Genomic DNA, 23,195 nt, shown 5'->3' on the forward strand with positions numbered 1-23,195 from the left:
TATTGAAACGTAAATATATTAACCACCTATTCCTTTTGCTAGCAATAAGAAATATACAACTACTAATATTACGCCATTTAATGCTGTACCAACTATTCCGAATAACCAATTCTTTGATGCGATTGCAAAAATAATACCGAGTAATGAAAGTATAGCTAGAATCGTAATAATTAAGGTTAAATTTGCATGAGGCCCTCTTAAAATAAAGAAAGAACATATACTTGCGAGAAACATTAGACACGAAAATCCAAAAAGTTTATACATAATAATGCTCCCTTAGTTGAAGTGTTATTTAACTTAGTACACGATTTTCTTTAGTTTAACATAAATTTCCTAGTACATATTGAATATATAAACAATAAAAAACGAGTATAAAATCTATGTGATTGTATACTCGTTTTATTATTATTTAAATTTCCTTACCGCATGAATAGCGACTCTTACAAGTAATATCGCACTTATAAATAAACCACCGTAACCAACGACACTTAAAAATTGATTATTTGGCTCTGTCGCACTGTTTGCTAAATGCAATTATTCTAACAACAAGCCAAGGAAGTACAAACCTTGGCTTGCACGATTCAATAGAGTACTCAATTATATTTTTTCATATTTGCAGTATCTTTTTGTATAAAGCAATCTAAAAGGGAATAACCAGCTATTAAACTAATTATCGTAACAAAGGTTGTATTTATAAGAATAATATTAGCTAAATAAGGTAGATATTGGCCAAGCGGTGAAAAGAGTAGAGCTGGAGAAAAGGAAATTAATATTGTAGGCACTGTAATTGCGATAAATTTATCTGGTTGAAAGCTCCAGCTTTGTTTACTCGTTTCGCGATTAATCGATTGAAGGAATCGTAATAATATGCCAACGATAAGAGGGAAGAGTGTAAAGTAGAATAATCTTGGATACACGTTAAAGTTTGCCTGCGCATCTGTATCTAAATAAAATTGAATTTTCACTCCGACAAATAATAATAAGACGATAAATAATGTAAAACAGAGGTATAACATCACTTTTTGCATTGCATTCCACCATCCTTTATTAAAGATATATTCAAAGAAAAAAGAGATATACAATAACTACTGTTGTATATCTCTTCTTTTACGGTTAGTTAATAGTGGAGTTTGCTTTTTCTTGCTTCGTGAAATAATCAATAATGCCCATCGCGCTAATTTCTATATCTAGATGTAAAATGTTATAAACGGAATGATCTGATGGAACGTTTAACTTTGTAAGGTGGGAAGAGATCTTATCCATTAATACAGTTTGTAAAGCTTTAGTCGCTTCATCGAAATCATTATACTGTTCAAAGACCTCTTTACCAGTATGAACGAAAATAGGTAACCAATGTTCAAGCTGGTTATATACTTCTGTAACATTGGATGATGTACCGTAATGACCGAAATAAATAGTATCTACATTCATACTTTGAATGTGATTTTTAGAAGCAATCATCGAATCTGGTTCGAATTGTGAAGGAGATGTTGATGGGAGATATAGTTCTATACCAACGTCTGCGAGTTCTCTATAATAAATGCCAATTGTATCGCCAGTAAAAATGCCGTTTGTTAATGAATCGTGAATGCTAATATGGTGCTTAGCATGCCCCGGTGTATCGTAAAATGTAAGTGTACGATCTTCGGCAATTTGTAACGTATCACCATTTTGTACAATACGAACACGTTCTTCTTCTATAGGAAGAATTGGATTAAAAAGTTTATTGAAATCTTCTTTGTATACAGCTTTTGCGCCTAAAATGAGTTTTGTTGGATCAATCATATGACGAGCACCGCGAGAATGCACATATAAAGTAGCATTTGGGCACTTTTCCATCATTAAACCAGCAGCCCCGGCGTGATCTAAATGAACGTGTGTTACGATAATGTTTTTTACATCGTTTAAATCAATATGTAATTGTTGTAAGCCGTCTAAAATATACGGAAGAGAAGGGGCTGCACAAGTTTCAATTAAAGTAATATCGTCACCTAATAAAACGTACGTACCAGTTCTTTCATTATGTTGTAAATCAAAATCATCAATAAGATATAGGTGAGAAGATAATTGCTCTACTTTTTTCATCATTACCACTCCTTATTTACTGCATGTTTCTATTATACGCTAAAATACAAAAGGCAGAAAACGAAAGCTCGTCTTCTGCCTTTTTGTAATGTTCTTATTTCGTTTGTTCTTTATTGATAGACATTACGAACAGTCCAACAATGCCACCAACGATTGGAAGCATAATCTCTCCTGCTAAATTAAAGTAGGAGCTTAAAAATAAACCATTTACATCGATTACCCAGCCAATCACATACAATAACATCATATATAGTACGAAATAAAACTCGCGATTTGAAATCGTTTCATGTTGTGCAGTTTTCATAATGAACACCATCCTTCTCTTTTATAATGGAATATAAACTGTCACATTTTGTTCATAATTTAATTGTAAAACTTTCCAACATAAAAGTCTAGTAGATTGTGTCGAATTTTTGAATGGAAATAAAGCGCTATCATTTTAGCGTGCAAGTACGTAATAAGAGCTGTATATTCACGAATGTAGTATAGTATAAACATAGAATGATAGTGAAGAGAGGAGCAAGGATAATGACAGTTTATGATTTTTCAGCTAAAACGATAACAGGAGAAGATAAGTCGTTAAAAGATTACGAAGGAAAAGCACTTCTTATTGTAAATGTAGCTAGCAAATGTGGTTTTACGCCACAATATAAAGGATTACAAGAAGTATATGATAAATATAAAGACCAAGGACTTGAAATACTCGGTTTCCCTTGTAATCAATTCGGAGGACAAGAACCAGGTACAGAAGCGGATATTACTAGTTTTTGTGAATTAAACTACGGTGTAAATTTCCCGATGTTTGCAAAGGTTGATGTGAAAGGTGATAAGGCACATCCGCTTTATACATACATGACAGAACAAGCACCAGGTTTACTCGGTATGAAAGCAGTGAAATGGAACTTTACTAAGTTTTTAATTGGAAAAGACGGGAAAGTAGTAGGGCGTTTTGCGCCCCAGACGAAGCCGGTGGATTTAGAGGTTGAGATTGAGAAGGTACTTGGGGAATAACTAGGAGTTTCACTTTATCCCGCATTAACGGGCAGTAAGACCCCCAGCTCAAAATTCAGTGAAAGCAAAGAAGTTAGGTGGGGATCAACTGCCCGTAAAAGCCCTATTGGTTCAACTAATAATCAGTGGGGGATGAACAAAACCCCCACTGATTAAAGTTTCACTTTATTAAAAAAAGCCTCAAAGAACAATGTTGTTCTTTGAGGCTTTTTCTTTTAACTCACATTATCAAGATTAAATCGCTGAATGGAAGTCATTTGATTTAGGCGGAGAAGCTGCTTTTTTCATAAGTACTTCCCATAAGAGTACGGATTTCTTCCATTCTGCTGCAGCCTGTCCCTTTTGATACATAGCGTTCTCATAACTGAAAGTAAGTTGTTGCATATCGGCCGAGTTGTAAAGTGTATCGATGTAGAGAGCATATTCTCGGAATGTTTGACTTTCCCCTCGTGGTATGCCAATTCTCGCAAATTGTTTCAAAAGTGCGCCATAAGCTTTGCTATAAACAGCATCATCTTTTCGGTATTTGTAGAAAAGAATGATAAAAAATGTAATCCATTTCATTCTAGTAGCGAAGAGAGTGTATCCTATAATACTAATTAGTATCGAAGAGAGGAATAGGTACCACCAAGAAAATCCATTTTTAGCATTTGTAATCTTTTTAGTAGGAGCTTCTTCTGTATCTTCTATTAAACTTTTGAGCTTTGCTTCATTGTTTCTTTGGTGCATTTGCGCGTTTTGAGAATTAGTTTCTTCGCTATTTTGTATAGTAGGAGCAGGAGCAGGAGCATTATTTGTGAAATTATAGGGATTCGTAAATCCTTTTGTCGGTTCGAATGGAATCCATCCGTATCCAGGGAAATATACTTCGACCCAAGAATGTGCGTTATCGTTCGCGATTTTATAAACATCCTCACCTTCTGCAGAGGCAAGCGTATTATCAAGAGTTCCTTCTGAATAACCTTTTACCCAGCGAGCAGGAATCCCGGCAGAACGAAGTAACACGATCATAGACGTCGAGAAATTATTACAGTAGCCGCTTTTTGTATCAAAAAGGAATTGATCAACATAATCTTGATTTTTGGCAGGGAACAATACATTCGTTGTTTCATATACAAAAGAATGATCGGTGAAATATTTTTCAATAGCTAATACTTTATCATATCGGTTGTCTTTATCATTTGTTAGATTAACAGCTAAGTCTCTTACTCGCTGTGGTAATGATTCGGGAAGTTGCGTGTATTTTGTCATGAAATAAGGATTTGTTTCTTGACCTTCATTCGTTTTTACAGCTTTCAAGTTTTCTATGGAAAACTCCGGGATCCCATATGTTACTTTATATGAATGTAAAGTAGTAGAAGAGTCTCCGTCCATCGTATAGATTTTTTCTGTAAATGGGTCAATGCTGTATGATACATCAGAAGAGGCCTCAACTGATATTAATCCTGCTGGATAGGTAAGGTGAGGATAACTTTTTTGCATGGTAATTGTTGCCTCAGTTGCCTCTGTTTTTGTATTTTGTTCGTACCAGCTTACGACATCGTTTTTATTTTTAAAAGAAACCTTTTTTGATTTTCAGAAATTTCCCAGCCTTTTCCTGTATAAAAATCTTTCGTTTCGACTCTCCAATATTGTTTGTTTTGCGTTTGTGCTGTGAAAACAATTGTAGGATCCGCCTTAAAAGGACCACCTAATCGCGAGTCATCTAAACCATACCCGATTTTAGAAACTTCTTGTTTTTTACTTGCTTCGGATGTATTGAATTTTAAAAAATCCATTGGGTTTGGCCATTGAGGGCCAAATTTTGGCGCAAAGTATGCGATGGTTGCTGACAATACAATAAATATTGTAAGAGGTCTAAGTAATTTTGAGATTTCTCTAGCATAATTTTGTAAGTGTTCGATCTCTTTTATTCGTTCTATGCGAAGAAGACTAAGCATAAAAAAGCCGATGACAACAGTACGAATAATAGCGTAGTTTGCATTGTATAAATGTAAGTTATGAAAAACGGTGATATAAATAATAGTCAATATAAGAAATAACAAACCGCGTTTTTTATGAATCATCCCAAAAGAGATGAAAGCACTCAAAAACCAAAATGATAAAAAAAATAAAAATGCTGTAAAAACTGGAGAAATATCTAGCAAATTCCCCTGAAATAACAGGGAGGAATTTCGAGAAATATCAGTAAAAAATTTCGTTAGCCAAGATGGATTTATAAAAGCATTTTTATAATATAGGAAATGAATGATGAATAAAATCGTGACGATTTTTATTGGCATCTGCCACTTTGTTTGAAAAAAAGAGAGAGTGAAGCAAATCCCTATAAATATTACAAAAATATCTAATCTACCTACGTTTGTAATACCTATGAGAGGCCTTAGCCATTCTAGTAAAAGTAGAAATGCGCATGCATGCATGAAAAATCTGTTCATATTCAATTGTTTTTTTGTTTGTAATGTTATCATTTGCTCACCTCAAAAAACACGTTTGTATATTGGTTTCCATAAACCACATTTACAAATATTTTTCGTTTTTGTAGAGTTTCTAGAATACTTAGTTCTCGGTGTGAGAGCTGATTTGCTTTTTCTTTTACGACAAACACCATTAATTTTCTATTTTTTATAGCAGCAAAGTCAGCCGCCTTTTGAATATCGGGAGAAAGATCGCTTGTTACGAGTATAATCGTGACGGGCTCATAAATTTTTCTTAATTCCATTTCTACACTCCGGGAGAGCGGGAATACACTATCTGCTTGTACTTTCGCTAAATGACAAAAGATTTGATGCAACTGATTATCTCCATTGTCTAAAGGGAAAAAAGTTCGTTCTTTTCCGACAGATACGAATGACGCTGGTGAATTTTGTTTCAAGACAGACCTGACAATAGAGGCAGTAAATGTGACGACTGATTCGAATAGAGGGGATGGGGTTCTGTCCATGAATATCATAATATTATGGCTGCGCTGTTGTTCAAACTCTTTCGTCATAATGTTGTTTGTTCGGGCAGTTGCTTTCCAATCAATCCATGAAAAGCGGTCACCAGGTTTATAGTCTCTCACACCGACAGAAATGGTAGAGTCTTTTACTAAATTTATATTTGCTGAAAGCGCTCCTTGTTCGAAATGATTGTCCATTTGTCGATATGTTATATCTACATACTGGGGATAGACTAAAAATGTATCTGGAACTGAAAAAGTTATTTCTTTCTCCATCATACCGAATAAATCACCAGTTTTGACACGTACGCTTGAAAAAGAGTGCTCTCCTCTAGGGATTGTGTCAATTGCATATTGAAACGAAACATTTCGTTTCAATCCTGGAAAGAGTATTACTTTATTCATCTTTGTTTGTTTACAATTTGTAAATTGTGATGGCAGTACATCTTCTATAATTAAATAAAGTAAGGGAAAAGGAAAACTTCTTTTTATTGTAATCGTACTTAAAAATGGTTCTCCTGCTACATATTCGTCTTGATTTGTTATTCGTTTTACCTCGGCGTTCCGTAAAGCATAGAAGGGAAGCAGTAGTGAATAAAGGCCAATAGGAATCATACTGTAAAACAAAAACCAACTTACAAATCCTCCTTGAAGCATAGCGTATACAAATGTTAAGACTAGGCATAACGGAATAAGTGATAACTTAGTAAAATGATAGAGTGCTCGTAGTATCCGTTTCATCAAAGGTTCATCTTCCTTTGAGTAGGTACGGTAGTTCGCGCAACGATTTTTGTGATAACTTGTTCTCCTGTAATTCCTTTAAATTTTGCCTCCATTTTTAGAATGAGTCTGTGAGCCAATACGTAAGGAGCTAAAAATTTAACATCGTCTGGAATAACATAATTTCTACCATGGATGAATGCATATGCTTGTGAAGCTTTCATTAAAGCAATCGAGCCACGTGGACTTGCACCAAGCTGTATAGAACTATAAGAACGAGTCTGACTAACAAGCTTTACAATGTAATGCTTGATTGCTTTGTCCATGCTTATTTCCCGTACGCTTTGTTGTAAATAAAGTAATTCTTCTATTGTAGTAATAGCTTGTAAATGGGAGAGGGGATTTGTTTTTTCCATCCGGTTTAAAATTTCAAATTCTTCTTCTTGTGTAGGATATCCCATTTTTAGTTTCAATAAGAAACGATCGAGCTGTGCTTCTGGTAAAGGGTATGTTCCCTCATATTCGACCGGATTTTGTGTAGCCATTACAAAGAATGGTTTTGGTAACGGTCTTGTCCTGCCATCTATTGTAATATTGCCTTCTTCCATGCTTTCAAGTAAGGCAGATTGTGTTTTTGGAGATGTACGATTAATTTCATCAGCAAGTATAAAATTCCCCATGATTGGTCCAGGTTTGAACTCAAATTGGAGCTCTTTCGGATTATAAATAGAAACACCTGTTACATCTGACGGCAGTAAATCAGGTGTGAATTGAATGCGCTTGTAATCAGCATCGATAGATTTAGAAAGAGCACGTACTAACATTGTTTTCCCAACGCCAGGAACATCTTCTAATAGTACATGACCTTCAGCTAAGAGAGCTGTCAAAGCTAAGATCGTTTCTTTTCGCTTTCCGACCATTAACTTTTCAATATTATTAATTATTTTTTCTATAATGGGATGTAATGAATCAAGCTGGTGCATCGTAATCCTCCTAATGTTATTATCGTTTTTTAATCTATTGAGTGGAAAATAGAATGTATCCATCTAATTGCGGGCAGTAAAGATTTTATCTTTAATTCCAAGAATATTCAGATTATTTATTCTGATTACATCTAGTATAATTGTTTCCGTAAATTTGGACAATATGGTAAATAATGATTTGTAGTTTTATGTAAAATATGTCTGGATATAAAATAGTATCGTTGGAGAAAATAAATTCCTTATTAAATCAGAGTCATCCTTCGATAACGTTAAGATCCATTGGAATTACTGGAGAACAAATCGAAGACAAATTAAAAACGTTCAAAATATAGTCGGTATAGATACCGGCTTTTTTCTTTAAGGGCGGAGGAGATATTCGGAAGTTGTATTTGCCAGGTGCCTGAAACAGCGGCGCAAAATTTAAAATTTTAGGGCTTGAAGTCGAGAGTATATTCGTTGTATTTTGAACTCCTTTCATTTTAAAAAAAATAATAACGAAGACTAACGCCTTTTATATTAGTAGTAGCCTTCGTTATTATTTATTATGATATATATTTGTGCTTTATTTTCGTTACACCTTACCTCATTATTTAGATTAAGTATTTAATTTTTTGTAGTTAGTATTTATCATTTATTAATTTTATTAATGATATTATTTATCCCCTCAAATAGTGCATCTTTGACTACTTCAGTATAATTACTATAATTATCATTTTTGTCGATTATTATATCCATGACTTGCTTTAACTTTCCATCAACTATAATTGTTAACCCTTGTAACTTTTCACCAGTCTGCTCATTTTCGAATTCCTCATTTAATATAGTTACTACATCTTTATTACTCATACTATTATCATCCTTATCCCGTTTAAATTATAGTGAAAATAGATTGTTATTAAACTCATCTATCCAATATTTTTCTGATTTAGGTATTAATTTAGTGAAATATTCATATTTACCATTCCAATCTTTTGGTATATATTCTTCATATGATGCTAGTTCTGGGAACATTGAATATAGTATTTTATCATCAAAGTTAATTAATAACACCGGACTAAAATCTAATAGATCTTCTCCTGCATGTTTACTTTTAATATTTTCAAGTAGTAAATAATTTAATTCCTCTTTAGTTGTGTTATATTTATTAATCCTTTGTAAAAATACTTCTACATTTTCATTGTCTAATACTTTTATTCCATTTCTTTCTTCAGTTTCGTCATTATCTTCAATGCTTACACCTAAATTTTTATATGCATTATTTAACTTATTATAATCCAAAAACCATAGTTCTTTATCTGTTACATACCATCTAAATTCATTATTATATATGACGGCTACTATAATGTTTTCTGCATAAAGCGGTTCTAATATCATAATCTACTCCTTTTATTATTACTTTATAGTCCTGCCATTCTTGGCGTATTCTTCTATCCATTCAATCCAAGGTGCTGGCAATTCATAAGAATTTCCTGGCGTTGTTGGGTCAACTATTTTCGGTGCAGTTCCTCCTTGATTTAGGGGGTTTGATTTATATCCTTTTTGAGGTATTGCATTTTCATTTATAAAATCATCTAACGATTTAGGTATATCAAATTCAACTATCTCTGCATTACTTCCTCTTTTATTTAAGAAATATTTTGCATGCTCATCATTACCTGTACTTACATTTAAATTAGCTTTCTTATTAGGTATTTCTACATTACTATTTTCATCTACAGTTATCCTAGTTCTACTTGCATTTGGAGGTGTTCCACCTTGAACACGTCTATAAGTGACCATTTCCTCTTCAGCTTGTGTAATTCTCTTAGTTGCCTTAGAAGCTTCAGTCGCTCTATCGGCATTCTTAATACCCTCTAACGCATTAGTAGTCATCTTCACGCTTTTTCCGACTTTAGCAAGTTTTCCAAAAGGTGTGAGTCCAGCTACCGCCATTCCTCCAGCAAATATTCTATCCCAAGTGGAAAGCTTTTCACCGGTAGAGGGATCAATGCCATCCCAAGCACGTCTAATATCGTATTCACCTGTCAATTCACCTGCTATATCTCTAGCTAGTTTTTTTTCATCAAAACTTTTCTCTTCCATCGTAGATGACTTTTGAAAGATAATAATTTTCATTGGAAAAAGGAAATGAGTATAACAAACGTATCCTTTGAGCATTCAATATTAGTAGGTGAAATTAGAATAATTAGAAGAAGGTGCTGAATAGAACGTGAGAAAAGAGTCTACCAAAAAAGCATAAAAAACTTCTCAATATACTTATAAAGAAAAACGTAGGAATGTCTCCTGCGTTTTTTCTTTTGCAAAATAGTCGATACCCCAAAATACTATTCTCCTAATAATTAAGATTAACCATAAATCTTCACAACGGAACAAAGGATTTTCTCACAAACTTATTTTCTACTGAATTTTTGACAATCTCTTGAACTGTGCGAAATGTCACATCTGTATTTTACAACCTCTTTTATAGTAAGGGTATGTAAGAGAGACGTATTAAAGGAGTGAACAGTATGAAGAAGAAACCTTCAGCACTAATGAGACGTTTAAAATATTTTTCACCAATAGATCGTTATAACGATAATCATACACAAGAAACATATGAAGATCGCGAATGGGAGAATGTGTACAGAAAGCGTTGGCAGCATGATAAAGTAATTCGTTCTACACACGGCGTGAACTGTACTGGTTCATGTAGCTGGAATATATATGTGAAGGATGGAATTGTAACTTGGGAAGGACAGGAGCTTAACTATCCGACTACAGGTCCTGATATGCCTGATTTTGAACCACGAGGATGCCCACGTGGAGCAAGCTTTTCTTGGTACATTTACAGTCCACTTCGTGTGAAATATCCGTATGTACGTGGTGTTCTTTGGAATATGTGGCAAGAGGAGTTGAAAAATAACGAGTCACCACTAGACGCTTGGAAAAGCATTGTGGAAAACCCTGAGAAGGCACGTACGTATAAGCAGGCGCGTGGTAAAGGGGGATTCATTCGTGCGAATTGGGATGAAGTGTTACAACTCGTTTCAGCTTCTTTACTATACACAGTAATGAAATACGGTCCAGACCGAAATGTTGGTTTCTCACCAATTCCAGCTATGTCGATGTTAAGTCATGCAGCTGGTAGTCGCTTTATGCAACTTATGGGTGGACCGATGCTTAGTTTTTATGATTGGTACGCAGATTTACCACCAGCTTCTCCGCAAATTTGGGGCGATCAAACAGATGTACCAGAAAGTAGTGATTGGTATAACTCGGGTTACATTATGACGTGGGGTTCAAATGTACCGATGACGAGAACTCCAGATGCACACTTTTTAGCAGAGGTTCGATATAAAGGAACGAAAGTCGTTTCTGTTAGTCCTGACTTCGCTGAATCTACAAAGTTTGCAGATGATTGGATTAGTGTGAAACAAGGTACGGATGGTGCACTTGCGATGGCAATGGGTCACGTAATCTTACAAGAATTTTACGTAGATAATCAAGTGGAATACTTCACAAAGTATGCGAAGCAATATACTGATTTTCCTTTCTTCGTCACATTGAAACAAAAAGGAGACCAATTCGTTGCTGATCGATTCTTAAATGCTTCTGATATTGGACGTGAAACGAAGTTAGGAGAATGGAAACCTGTACTTTGGAACGAGAACACGAACGATTTTGCAACACCTCACGGCACAATGGGATCACGTTGGGATAACGAAAAGAAATGGAACTTACGTTTAGAAGATGAAGAAACAGGTGAAAAGATTAATCCGCTTCTTTCTTTACTTGGAATGGAAGATAGTGTTGAAACGGTGCAAATTCCGTACTTCTCTGATGATGGAAATACAATATTAGAACGTACAATTCCAGTGAAAAAGGTTATGACAGAAGAAGGCGAAGTGTTCGTTACAACTGTATACGACTTAACGTTAGCAAATTACGGTGTGAACCGAGGGCTTGGCGGACAAGAGCCGAAAGACTTCAATGATGATGTACCGTTTACTCCTGCATGGCAAGAGAAAATGACAGGAGTGAAACGAGAGCTTATTACTCAAATCGCTCGTGAGTTCGCACAAAATGCTGTTGATACAAATGGTCGCTCAATGATTATTGTCGGAGCTGGTATTAACCATTGGTTTAACTCTGATACGATTTATCGCGCTGTTTTAAATCTTGTTCTTCTCGTTGGGGCGCAAGGTGTAAACGGCGGTGGTTGGGCGCATTACGTTGGTCAAGAGAAATTACGTCCAGCAGAAGGATGGCAAACGATCGCGATGGCAAAAGATTGGCAAGGGCCACCAAAATTACAAAACGGTACATCTTTCTTCTATTTCGTAACAGATCAATGGCGCTATGAAGATACACCAGTGGGACATTTAGCATCACCAGTGGAAGGCAACTCTCGTTATCAACATCATGGTGATTACAACGTATTAGCGGCACGACTTGGCTGGTTGCCTTCGTATCCGACATTCGAGAAAAATGGGATTGAATTATATAAAGAAGCTGTTGCTGCTGGTGCAACAACGCAAGAAGAAATAGGAAAATACGTTGCGCAAAAACTAAAAAATAAAGAACTGAAATTTGCGATTGAAGATCCTGATAATAAAAATAACTTCCCGCGAAACTTATTCGTATGGCGTGCAAATTTAATTTCAAGTTCTGGTAAAGGCCACGAATATTTCTTAAAGCATTTGTTAGGTACAACGAACGGATTAATGAATGATGATAGTGATTCGTTACGACCAGAAGAAATTAAGTGGCATGAAGAAGCACCAGAAGGGAAGCTTGATTTACTCATTAATTTAGATTTCCGTATGGCTGGAACAGCGCTTTATTCTGATATCGTCTTACCTGCTTCAACTTGGTATGAAAAGCATGATTTAAGTAGTACAGATATGCATCCATTTGTACATCCATTTAATCCAGCAATCGGTTCACCGTGGGAAGCGCGCTCTGACTGGGATATTTTCACTTCTCTTTCTAAAGCCGTGTCTGATTTAGCGAAGAAAATTGATCTTGAACCGATGAAAGAAGTTGTGGCAACACCGCTTCTTCACGATACACCGCAAGAATTAGCACAACCACTTGGCAAAATTAAAGACTGGAGTAAAGGTGAGTGTGAACCAATCCCAGGTAAAACGATGCCACAAATTCATGTTGTCGAAACGGATTATAAAACGATTTATGACAAAATGACTGCGCTAGGACCAAATGCTGGAAAACAACCGATTGGTACGAAAGGGATTTCTTGGTCTGCAGAAAAAGAATATGAGCAATTAAAGAGCCGATTAGGAGTCGTTCGAACGGATTCTATTGCGAAAGGTTGCCCAGACATAAAAGAAGCAATCAATGCTGCTGAAGCGGTATTAACGCTTTCTTCTACAACAAACGGTCATATGGCTGTAAAAGCATGGGAAGCACTTGAAAAACAAACAGATTTAAAACTACGTGATTTAGCAGAAGAACGTGAAGAAGAATGCTTCACATTTGAACAAATTACAGCGCAGCCAAAAACAGTAATTACTTCACCGGCCTTTACAGGTTCAGAAAAAGGTGGACGTCGTTATTCACCATTCACTACAAATGTGGAACGTCTTATTCCTTGGAGAACGATAACGGGTCGACAATCTTTCTACTTAGATCACGATATGATGAAAGAATTTGGTGAAACGATGGCAACATTTAAACCAATTCTGCAACATAAACCGTTCCGTAAATCACGGCCTGAAGTAGAAGGAAAAGAGATTACATTGAACTATTTAACACCGCATAATAAGTGGTCAATTCATAGTATGTATTTCGATTCATTACCGATGTTAACGCTGTTTAGAGGTGGTCCAACCGTTTGGATGAATAAAGAGGATGCTGAAGAAGCTGGTGTTGCAGATAATGATTGGATTGAGTGCTTTAACCGTAACGGTGTTGTTGTAGCGCGTGCTGTTGTAACGCATCGTATACCGAGAGGAATGGCATTTATGCATCATGCGCAAGATCGCCACATTAACGTACCTGGAACGAAATTAACAAGTAATCGCGGGGGCACGCATAATAGTCCAACTCGAATTCACGTAAAACCGACACATATGATTGGTGGATATGGTCAATTAAGTTATGGATTTAACTATTATGGTCCGACTGGGAACCAGCGTGACTTAAATGTTGTAATTCGCAAACTGAAGGAGGTAGATTGGCTTGAAGATTAAAGCACAAGTCGGAATGGTAATGAATCTAGATAAATGCATCGGCTGCCATACTTGTAGCGTAACGTGCAAAAACACCTGGACAAATCGTCCAGGTGCTGAATATATGTATTTCAATAACGTAGAAACGAAGCCTGGTATTGGTTATCCGAAGCAATGGGAAGATCAGGAGAAATATAAAGGTGGCTGGGAATTGAAAAATGGTGAAATTCAGCTGAAATCAGGCTCGAAAATGAAGCGCCTTATGAATATTTTCCACAATCCAGACCAACCAACAATTGATGATTACTTTGAACCTTGGAACTATGATTATGAAACGTTAACAAATAGTCCGCAGCGTAAGCATCAGCCAGTTGCTCGTCCGAAATCAGCAATAACGGGTGAATTTATCGATAAAATTGAATGGGGTCCAAACTGGGAAGATGATTTAGCTGGTGGACATATAACAGGATTACAAGATCCGAACGTAAAGAAAATGGAAGAAGAAATTAAAACGGATTTTGAGAATGTCTTTATGATGTATTTACCGCGCATATGTGAACATTGTATGAATCCATCTTGTGTATCCTCTTGTCCATCTGGTGCGATGTATAAACGTGAAGAAGATGGGATTGTTCTTGTGGATCAAAATGCATGTCGTGCTTGGAGATTTTGCGTATCTTCTTGTCCGTATAAAAAAGTGTACTTTAACTGGCAAACGAATAAAGCTGAAAAATGTACAATGTGTTTCCCTCGTATTGAAGCTGGTATGCCAACAATTTGTTCGGAAACATGTGTAGGGCGTATTCGATACATTGGGGTAATGCTATATGACGCTGACAAAGTAAAAGAAGCGGCTTCTGTTGAAAATGAAAAAGATTTATATGAATCTCAGCTTACGGTTTTCTTAGATCCAAATGATCCAGAAGTAGCAGCTGAAGCGAAAAAACAAGGGATTCCTGAAGAATGGATTAAAGCGGCACAACAGTCACCAATCTATAAAATGATTATCGATTGGAAAATCGCTCTACCTCTTCATCCAGAGTATCGTACAATGCCGATGGTTTGGTATATCCCGCCACTTAGCCCAATTATGAACATGGTAGAGGGGAAAGGTAGTAACTGGCAAGCAGAAGAGATTTTCCCTGCTATTGATAATATGCGTATTCCAATTCAATATTTAGCGAATTTACTTACTGCAGGAGATGAATCACATATTCGTCTTACATTGAAAAAAATGGCTGTTATGCGAACAAATATGAGAGCACTTCAAATTAATAAACAACCAAATGAATTGGTATTAAAAGAACTCGGTTTAACGAAACAGGATGTAGAAGATATGTATCGTCTTCTTGCTATCGCGAAATATAAAGATCGCTTCGTAATCCCAACGTCTCACCGCGAACAAGTTGCAGATTTATATAACGAACAAGGAAGCTGTGGTTTATCCTTTGCAGGTGGCCCAGGATCTTGCACGACAATTTCTTAAATAATGGGGGCGGAAACATATGAAACAAAATTTGCAAACAGCTTTTTCATGTTCTTCATTTCTTCTCTCCTACCCGGAACTAGGGTGGAGAGAAGCTTTAACTGAATTACAAGAAGAGGTTGAAGCGATTGAACAGGAAGATGTTAAAGCGGCACTTACAACGTTTATAAAACAAGCGCTTGATAAAATGGATGATCAATTAATTGACTGTTACGTATATACATTTGATTTTGGTAAGAAGACAAATATGTATCTTACTTATATGAACACCGGTGAACAAAGAGAAAGAGGTATTGAATTACTAGAGTTAAAGCAGCATTATAAAAAATCTGGTTTTGAAGTAACAGATAAAGAATTACCTGATTATTTACCTCTTTTACTAGAGTTTTTTGCAAATGCAAATGAGCAAGACAGTGAACCAATTATGAGTAAATACAAGGAAAACATACAAGCATTACACGTTCAGTTAAAAGAAGCAGATAGTATGTATGAACCGATTCTTGCGGCTGTTCTACTCGCTATCGATACATGGGGTGTACAGACAAATTAGAAAGGAGAGTTGTCAAAATGATGGATCAATTTCTATGGGTATTGTTTCCCTATATCATTTTTGCGATCTTTATCGGTGGACATATTTTCAGATACAACTATGATCAATTTGGATGGACATCAAAATCTAGTGAACTATTAGAAAAGAAAATGCTACGAATTGGAAGTCTATTATTCCACTTTGGGATTATGTTCGTAATTGGCGGTCATGTCATGGGGATTTTAATTCCAGAGGCTGTATATCGTTCAATAGGTATTTCGGAACATATGTATCACATAATAGCAATTAGTTTCGGACTTCCGGCAGGTATTGCTTCTATCATCGGTTTAATTATATTAACGTACCGCCGTGTAACAGTAAAACGCATCATTGCAACGAGTACGAAGGGAGATTATATTGCGCTTATTTTATTACTTATCGTAATGCTAGCAGGACTTTCTTCAACTTTTTTAAACATCGACTCAAAAGGGTTTGATTATCGTACAACGATCGGTCCTTGGTTCCGAAGTCTCTTTATTTTCCAACCGAAAGTCGAATATATGATGGAAGTGCCTGTATGGTTTAAAATTCATATTCTTGCAGGGATGGGGCTTTTCGCAGTATGGCCATTTACTAGACTGGTACATGTATTTAGTGCCCCAATTAAATATTTAAGCCGTAGTTATGTGATTTACAGAAGACGTATTCCAAATGAATTGAAAAAATAATTTTGTTTTATATGTTTAGTAACTTATAAAGAAAGCCGAGATCTAATTGGAGACCTCGGCTTTCTTTATAGGTATAAATCTCAATAAAATGCTAATCAATGCTACAAACAGAAGCAGAGCAATCTTCACAAGCAATTTCACGTTTTAAAAATTGTAAATCGTGTATTGTAATCTTTCCTTTATGAATAGAAATTGTACCTTGCTTTTTTAATTCATTTAACATTCGATTTACACTTTCACGTGAAGTTGCACAGAAATTAGCAAGTTCTTGATTCGTTAATGGTAAATTGATGAGAATACCATTTTCCTTTAACACACCATAACTATTTGTCATTCGTATGAGAGTAGAATACAAGGCACCTTTTTTGCCGTGTAATACTAAATCCCGGAACTTCGTTTGCATTCTTCTTAAATGTTCACTAATCCATTTCATAAATTCAAATACAAGTGCGGGTTTTTGGAGTAATGCTTTTTCTAAGGTTTCACGCTTGATTACTCCTACTTCAACATCTTCAAGGCATTTTGAATTTAATAAATACTTCGCATTGTCCGTGAATAATGTTAATTCTCCAATAATGTCGTATGCCGAACAAATACGGAGTGTTAATTCTTGTCCGTCAGCACTTAGTTTACTAATTTGTACTTTTCCAGAGTGGATGATATAGAGTTCTTTTGCTTCCATACCTTCTTGAAAAATAAAACTCCCCTTTTTAATCTGCATTTTATATTCAACAGATGCAAGTAATTCCTTTAAATCTTGAGATAATGTCATACTGTTTGCCACAGCAATCACCTTTCTTCTTATAAGCAATACATTTCCTATTTTGAGTGTAAGTATGCTGAAAATGCAAGAGCTATTTCAAAATTGTTGTAAAATTTCAATGACCGTAAGGAGTAGGGATTGAAGATGTGAACAAAATGCGAACAGATTTGTGAAGAATTTTTGAATGGGGAAAGTAATGTGAGAAAAGTCACATTGAATATGTCGCTTCTTTTTTATAATGAAGGCAAATAAAAAAACGATAGCTTACTAAGGATTGCAGCAGAAAAGAAGGGATATAGATGCACGAAAAAATAAAAGATTCTTTAGAACGACCACTTCAAGATTTACGTGTTTCAGTTATTGATCGTTGTAATTTTAGGTGCACATACTGCATGCCGGCTGAAGTGTTCGGACCTGATTACGCTTTTTTACAAGAAGAGCTTTTATTAACGTTCGATGAAATAGAAAGATTAGCAAGATTGTCTATAAGTATGGGAGTTGAAAAAATTAGGATTACTGGCGGTGAACCGTTATTGCGTAAAGACTTACCGAAGTTAATCGCAAGACTTACAAAGTTAGAAGGTTTAAAAGATATTGGGCTCACAACAAACGGAATTCATTTAGCAAAACAGGCTGAGGCATTAAAAGAAGCGGGATTAAAACGTGTAAATATTAGTTTAGATGCGATAGAGGACCACGTCTTCAAAAAAATTAACGGAAGAAATGTAAGTACAAAACCTGTACTGAAAGGAATTGAAGCAGCAAAGGCTGCAGGATTAGAAGTTAAGGTAAATATGGTCGTAAAAAAAGGAATGAATGATAGTCAAATTCTTCATATGGCTCGTTATTTTAAAGAACAAGAAATTCAGCTCCGTTTTATCGAGTTTATGGATGTAGGCAGTACGAACGGATGGAATTTTGAACAAGTTATTACGAAGGAACAATTAATAGAGAAGATTAATCGTGTATATCCGATTGAGCCTGTTCAACCTCGTTACTTTGGCGAAGTTGCGAAATTGTATCAATATGTAGGGAGCGATGCAGAAGTTGGATTTATTACTTCAGTATCTGAGTCATTTTGTTCCTCTTGTACGAGAGCTCGTATTTCGGCAGACGGTAAGTTTTTTACGTGCCTATTTGGAACGAAAGGAACGGATTTACGAACGCTTCTTCGAGAAAATATTTCTGATGCATCACTATTAAAAATTTTACAACATACATGGCGATATAGAACAGATCAATATTCAGATGAAAGAACGGTGGAACGTACAAGTACACGCCCAAAAGTTGAAATGTCTTACATTGGCGGATAGTGAAAGGAGGATTCTCTATGAAAGATCGATATTCAAGGCAAGTATTGTTTTCTGGAATTGGTGAAATGGGACAAAGAAAAATAAGAGAAAAGCATGTGCTCTTAATCGGTGCGGGTGCACTAGGAGCTGCGAATGCCGAAGCACTCGTTAGGATGGGAATTGGGAAATTGACAATTGCCGATCGTGACTACGTCGAATGGAGTAATTTACAGCGGCAACAGTTATATACAGAAGAAGATGCACATCAGTGCAAACCGAAAGCAATTGCAGCGACAGAACATGTAAGAAAGATTAATTCTGAAGTGGAAATTGTACCAGTTGTAACAGATGTCACGATGCAAGAGATAGAAGGGTTAACAAAAGAAGTGGATCTCATAATAGATGCGACTGACAATTTCGATACGCGTCTACTTATAAATGACATTTCACAAAAAGAGAATATACCTTGGATATACGGCGGATGCATTGGGAGTTACGGTGTAACGTATACAATTCTTCCTGGGAAAACACCATGTTTTCGCTGTCTGATGGATCATCCTATGGGCGGTGCGACATGCGATACAGCCGGAATCATTCAGCCAGCTGTACAGATGGTTGTTGCTCACCAAGTTACAGAGGCGATGAAAATATTGGTGGGTGATTATGAGTCGCTAAGAGGTACGATGTTATCATTGGATATTTGGAACAATCAACATCTCTCATTAAAAGTAAATAGACAGAAAAAAAGTACATGTCCTTCTTGTGGGGAATCACGAACGTATCCAAGTTTAACATTTGAAACGCAGATGAAAACGGAAGTGTTATGCGGACGGAATACAGTTCAAATCCGTTCAGGAATAAAGAGAGATCTTAATTTAACCGAAATTCAAAAACGATTACAAAAAAGTGTACGTGTCAAAAAAACGCCGTACTTACTATCATTTCTAATTGATGAATATCGTTTCGTTTTATTTACAGACGGTAGGGCATTTATCCATGGGACAAATGATGTGAAAATAGCAAAACGATTATACGTAAAATATATGGGATAAAGAGAAAGAAAGGTTCTCCTTATTAAAACGAGGTGAAAAAAGAATGTTAGAAAAACGTATACCAATTCCGGTGGCAGAAGCAGTTACGCGTGTAATGGAATATGCCTACCTAGGTGAAATAGAAAAGGTTTCTCTTATAGAAAGCTACGGTAGAACGCTTGGAGAAGATGTTATTGCAGATCATGATGTCCCACATTTTAATCGCTCTCCGTACGACGGGTTTGCAATTCGAGCGGAAGATACAAAAGAAGCAAGTAGCAGTAATTCCATTCAGTTTGAAGTGATTGGCGAAATTGGAGCAGGTTTTGTTTTTGCAGAAGAAGTGAAACCATTTCAAGCTGTCCGTATTATGACAGGTGCGGCAATTCCAGCCGGGTGTAATGCTGTTGTTATGTTAGAGCTAACGGAAGGATTTGAAGGAAACGAAAAGTCTTATATGAAATTAAAACGCTCTTTCTCTTCGGGGGATTATATTTCTTTTAAAGGAGAGGATGTAAAACAAAATAGCATTCTTGTGAGAAAAGGGACTGTTATTAACCCTGGAGTAGCAGCGCTTCTTGCTACGTTTGGTTATAATGCAGTATATGTTGTTAAACGACCAGTTATTGGAATTGTAACGACAGGAAGTGAACTACTTGAAGTACATGAACAATTAAAACCAGGCAAGATTCGAAATAGTAATTCCTATATGATCGCTGCTCAAATTGAACGAGCGGGCGGGGTTGTACAGTATTATGGACAATTCGCTGATGATTTAGAGATGTGTTATAACACTGTAAAAAAAGCGATGAAAGAAGTCGATATTTTAATTACAACTGGTGGTGTTTCGGTAGGAGACTATGACTATTTACCTGCTATTTATGAGAGATTACAAGCTAATGTACTGTTTAACAAAATAGCGATGCGACCAGGGAGTGTGACAACTGTAGCTGAGGTAGAAGGAAAACTACTATTTGGTCTATCTGGTAATCCTTCTGCTTGTTATGTCGGTTGTGAATTATTTGTTCGGCCAGTCATTCGAACATACTTGCATAGACAAGATCCGCACGTATTTCGTACAGACGCAATTTTACAGAAAGATTTTTCGAAAGCAAACCCATTTACTCGTTTTGTACGAGGGAAAGTGGAAATTGTAGATGGAACATTGCAAGCTACACCAGTTGGTTTAGACAAATCTAGTGCAATTTCTTCACTTGCAGAGACGAATGCATGTATCGTCCTGCCGGGAGGAACGAGAGGATTTAAAGCAGGAATAACTGTTTCGGTACTGTTACTAGAATCAAGTGCCGGAAGTGAGTGGCCGTGGGAAGAACAGTTTCAATCATATAAGTAATAGAAAAATAGATTGCTAACTTATACAAAAATTAGGGGTGCAAGATGACACATACTTATTATGAAGTAATTGATACACCTATTTCAATTGAAGAAGTTACAAACAAAGTAATTCATCGTGAGTGTGGTGCAGTTACGACTTTCATTGGTACTGTTAGAGAATTTACGAAAGGCCGTCGTACGCTATATTTAGAGTATGTAGCATATAAGTCAATGGCGGAGAAACAGCTTAAGAGAATTGGCACCGAAGTAGGAGAGAAGTGGCCTGGGACAAATGTCGCCATTACACACCGCATTGGTACATTACAAATTTCTGATCTTGCTGTTGTCGTCGCTGTTTCTACACCACATCGGAAAGCTGCCTATGAGGCGAACGAATATATTATGGAGCGTATAAAACAAATTGTTCCAATATGGAAGAAAGAGTTTTGGGAAGATGATGAGTCATGGATAGGTGATCAGTTAGAGAAGGTAGCGTATGCAAATGGTGAGCCTGGAAAGGAGATGAGAATATGATTGAAGTACTATTATTTGCACATTTACAAGAAGAAGTAAGTAAGCCAGCATTACACATAGATTGTGAAAATATTACGGTTGCTGAACTAAAGGAAGTGCTCATTAAAAAATACAACGTAGCGATTTCAAGTGAGATCATGGTCGCTATCAATGAAGAGTATGCACTAGAGGATGACATCATTCAAACTGGCGATGTTATAGCAATGATTCCGCCAGTAAGTGGTGGTTGATTCTTTTCAGCCTAATCATGTTAGGACGTGATTAGGCTGGAGGGAATGAATATAACTATGCATACATAGGAGGGAACAGGATGAAAAGTCCTAATTTTCAATTAAGTTTACAAACTTCTAATCTAGTTATCGGTTTTATGGTATGGGTCATTTTATCATCATTAATGCCTTATATTAAAGCGGATATTCCATTAACTGCGGGACAAATTTCTATGGTAACAGCAGTACCGGTTATTTTAGGTTCTGTTCTTCGCATTCCAATTGGTTATTGGACAAATCGTTTCGGAGCAAGAAAATTATTCTTTATTAGTTTTATTCTATTATTATTTCCTGTCTTTTATATTAGTGTTGCCAATTCAATGATGGATTTAATTATTGGTGGATTATTTGTCGGAATCGGTGGCGCAGTATTCTCTGTAGGGGTAACATCTTTACCGAAATACTTTCCGAAAGAGAGTCACGGTTTTGTAAATGGTATTTACGGTGTCGGTAACGCTGGAACAGCAATTACTTCGTTCTTAGCACCTGTCATTGCAACTTCAGTTGGCTGGAGAACGACAGTACAGTGTTATTTAGTTTTACTTGCAGCATTTGCACTTATGAACTTTTTATTAGGTGATCGTAAGGAGAAAAAGGTGAATACACCATTAATGGAACAAATAAAAGGTGTATATAAAAATGAAAAACTTTGGTTTCTATGTATCTTTTACTTTTTAACATTCGGATCATTTGTCGCATTTACAGTATATTTACCAAACTTTTTAGTATCTCACTTCGGATTAGAGAAAGTGGATGCAGGTATGCGGACAGCCGGATTCATCGTATTAGCAACAATGATGCGTCCAATTGGTGGTTGGCTAGGTGATAAATTTAACCCATTTAAAATATTAATCTTCGTATTTATCGGTTTAACACTTTCAGGTATTATTTTATCATTTATGCCTAGTATGAACGTGTATACATTTGGTTGCTTACTAGTCGCATTTTGTGCAGGGATTGGTAATGGTACAATCTTCAAACTCGTTCCAATGTACTTCTCAGAGCAAGCAGGGATTGTAAACGGACTCGTTTCAGCTTTAGGCGGACTAGGAGGGTTCTTCCCGCCGCTAATTTTAACTTTACTATTCCAACTAACAGGTCATTATGCAATTGGATTTATGGCATTATCAGAAGTCGCACTTGCTTGTTTAATCATTACAGTATGGATGTATAGTCAAGAAAAACTGTTAGTGATGTTAAAGAATCATTAATAAAGAAAAAGAACCATCCTAAAGTAATCTAGGATGGTTCTTTTAGTAATAGACTTCGGCATGTTTTATTGCTATCTTTTTTAGGGCCAGATTTTTTGGTAAGGCTAATG

The 23,195-nt window shown here is 36.1% G+C and carries 21 protein-coding genes and 2 pseudogenes; 11 read left to right on the forward strand and 12 right to left on the reverse strand.

The window, feature by feature from the left end:
• Positions 1-18 precede the first annotated feature (18 nt).
• From PDL00_RS08335 to PDL00_RS08355, 5 genes are all read right to left on the reverse strand, one after another.
• Positions 19-264, reverse strand: coding sequence for a hypothetical protein (locus PDL00_RS08335; RefSeq protein ID WP_270728383.1), 246 nt, complete (start codon positions 262-264; stop codon positions 19-21).
• 141 nt (positions 265-405) lie between these two features.
• Complete coding sequence (locus tag PDL00_RS08340) at positions 406-534, reverse strand: ABC transporter (RefSeq protein WP_097858475.1); 129 nt, start codon at positions 532-534, stop codon at positions 406-408.
• A gap of 59 nt (positions 535-593) precedes the next feature.
• Positions 594-1,028: a hypothetical protein gene (locus PDL00_RS08345; protein ID WP_270728386.1), complete on the reverse strand. Its 435-nt coding sequence runs from the start codon at positions 1,026-1,028 to the stop codon at positions 594-596.
• Positions 1,029-1,113: 85 nt separating this feature from the next.
• Positions 1,114-2,085: an MBL fold metallo-hydrolase gene (locus tag PDL00_RS08350; RefSeq protein ID WP_270728389.1), complete on the reverse strand. Its 972-nt coding sequence runs from the start codon at positions 2,083-2,085 to the stop codon at positions 1,114-1,116.
• Between the two features lie 94 nt (positions 2,086-2,179).
• A complete protein-coding gene (locus PDL00_RS08355; RefSeq protein ID WP_002127081.1) occupies positions 2,180-2,389 on the reverse strand; it encodes a DUF3925 family protein in 210 nt (69 codons plus the stop codon).
• Between the two features lie 224 nt (positions 2,390-2,613).
• Here PDL00_RS08355 and bsaA point away from each other — a divergent pair, with 224 nt between their 5' ends.
• Positions 2,614-3,096, forward strand: a complete 483-nt coding sequence (gene bsaA, locus PDL00_RS08360; protein ID WP_000219426.1) for a glutathione peroxidase — start codon at positions 2,614-2,616, stop codon at positions 3,094-3,096.
• A 234-nt stretch (positions 3,097-3,330) separates the two neighbouring features.
• Here bsaA and PDL00_RS08365 read toward each other — a convergent pair.
• From PDL00_RS08365 to PDL00_RS08390, 6 genes and pseudogenes are all read right to left on the reverse strand, one after another.
• A pseudogene (locus PDL00_RS08365) lies at positions 3,331-5,564 on the reverse strand (transglutaminase TgpA family protein).
• The gene (locus PDL00_RS08370; protein ID WP_270728805.1) at positions 5,561-6,775 is read right to left on the reverse strand and encodes a DUF58 domain-containing protein; all 1,215 of its coding nucleotides are present in this window, start codon (positions 6,773-6,775) and stop codon (positions 5,561-5,563) included. Before PDL00_RS08370 ends, PDL00_RS08365 begins: the two are co-directional and overlap by 4 nt.
• Positions 6,775-7,737: an AAA family ATPase gene (locus PDL00_RS08375; protein WP_270728394.1), complete on the reverse strand. Its 963-nt coding sequence runs from the start codon at positions 7,735-7,737 to the stop codon at positions 6,775-6,777. The genes PDL00_RS08370 and PDL00_RS08375 overlap by 1 nt, the downstream gene beginning before the upstream one ends.
• Before the next feature lie 627 nt (positions 7,738-8,364).
• A complete protein-coding gene (locus PDL00_RS08380) occupies positions 8,365-8,583 on the reverse strand; it encodes a hypothetical protein (RefSeq protein WP_270728397.1) in 219 nt (72 codons plus the stop codon).
• A 27-nt stretch (positions 8,584-8,610) separates the two neighbouring features.
• Positions 8,611-9,111, reverse strand: coding sequence for a hypothetical protein (locus PDL00_RS08385; protein ID WP_270728401.1), 501 nt, complete (start codon positions 9,109-9,111; stop codon positions 8,611-8,613).
• Positions 9,112-9,129: 18 nt separating this feature from the next.
• Positions 9,130-9,816 (reverse strand): annotated as a pseudogene (locus tag PDL00_RS08390) (pre-toxin TG domain-containing protein); the annotation flags it as partial.
• A 428-nt stretch (positions 9,817-10,244) separates the two neighbouring features.
• Here PDL00_RS08390 and PDL00_RS08395 point away from each other — a divergent pair.
• From PDL00_RS08395 to narI, 4 genes are read left to right on the forward strand one after another with little or no spacing between them, the layout of a single operon-like run.
• Positions 10,245-13,928 carry a nitrate reductase subunit alpha gene (locus PDL00_RS08395; protein WP_270728404.1) on the forward strand — a complete coding sequence of 1,228 codons (3,684 nt, stop codon included), beginning with the start codon at positions 10,245-10,247 and terminating at the stop codon, positions 13,926-13,928.
• Positions 13,918-15,393 carry a nitrate reductase subunit beta gene (narH, locus tag PDL00_RS08400; RefSeq protein WP_270728407.1) on the forward strand — a complete coding sequence of 492 codons (1,476 nt, stop codon included), beginning with the start codon at positions 13,918-13,920 and terminating at the stop codon, positions 15,391-15,393. Before PDL00_RS08395 ends, narH begins: the two co-directional genes overlap by 11 nt.
• A 19-nt stretch (positions 15,394-15,412) precedes the next feature.
• Positions 15,413-15,943, forward strand: a complete 531-nt coding sequence (gene narJ, locus PDL00_RS08405) for a nitrate reductase molybdenum cofactor assembly chaperone (RefSeq protein ID WP_242257122.1) — start codon at positions 15,413-15,415, stop codon at positions 15,941-15,943.
• A 17-nt stretch (positions 15,944-15,960) separates the two neighbouring features.
• Entirely contained in the window at positions 15,961-16,650 is a 690-nt protein-coding gene (gene narI / locus PDL00_RS08410) for a respiratory nitrate reductase subunit gamma (RefSeq protein WP_000969205.1), read from the forward strand.
• 91 nt (positions 16,651-16,741) lie between these two features.
• On the opposite strand, the gene PDL00_RS08415 is transcribed toward narI, so the two are convergent.
• On the reverse strand, positions 16,742-17,434 hold the full coding sequence (locus tag PDL00_RS08415; RefSeq protein ID WP_270728413.1) for a Crp/Fnr family transcriptional regulator: 693 nt from the start codon (positions 17,432-17,434) through the stop codon (positions 16,742-16,744).
• A 278-nt stretch (positions 17,435-17,712) separates the two neighbouring features.
• Between PDL00_RS08415 and moaA the strand changes: the two genes are divergently transcribed.
• The 6 genes from moaA to narK all read left to right on the forward strand — a co-directional run bounded on the left by moaA (position 17,713) and on the right by narK (position 23,085).
• Entirely contained in the window at positions 17,713-18,726 is a 1,014-nt protein-coding gene (gene moaA / locus PDL00_RS08420) for a GTP 3',8-cyclase MoaA (protein ID WP_242257124.1), read from the forward strand.
• 17 nt (positions 18,727-18,743) lie between these two features.
• On the forward strand, positions 18,744-19,757 hold the full coding sequence (locus PDL00_RS08425) for a molybdopterin-synthase adenylyltransferase MoeB (protein WP_242257125.1): 1,014 nt from the start codon (positions 18,744-18,746) through the stop codon (positions 19,755-19,757).
• Positions 19,758-19,800: 43 nt separating this feature from the next.
• Positions 19,801-21,090, forward strand: coding sequence for a molybdopterin molybdotransferase MoeA (locus tag PDL00_RS08430; RefSeq protein ID WP_242257126.1), 1,290 nt, complete (start codon positions 19,801-19,803; stop codon positions 21,088-21,090).
• Positions 21,091-21,134: 44 nt separating this feature from the next.
• Entirely contained in the window at positions 21,135-21,605 is a 471-nt protein-coding gene (locus PDL00_RS08435; RefSeq protein WP_270728423.1) for a molybdenum cofactor biosynthesis protein MoaE, read from the forward strand.
• Positions 21,602-21,835, forward strand: coding sequence for a molybdopterin converting factor subunit 1 (moaD, locus tag PDL00_RS08440; protein ID WP_000573670.1), 234 nt, complete (start codon positions 21,602-21,604; stop codon positions 21,833-21,835). The genes PDL00_RS08435 and moaD overlap by 4 nt, the downstream gene beginning before the upstream one ends.
• Before the next feature lie 80 nt (positions 21,836-21,915).
• Entirely contained in the window at positions 21,916-23,085 is a 1,170-nt protein-coding gene (gene narK, locus PDL00_RS08445; RefSeq protein WP_000841867.1) for a nitrate transporter NarK, read from the forward strand.
• Positions 23,086-23,195 lie beyond the last annotated feature (110 nt).

The sequence above is a fragment of the Bacillus cereus group sp. TH152-1LC genome (genome assembly GCF_027710505.1).
GTDB lineage: Bacteria > Bacillota > Bacilli > Bacillales > Bacillaceae_G > Bacillus_A > Bacillus_A mobilis.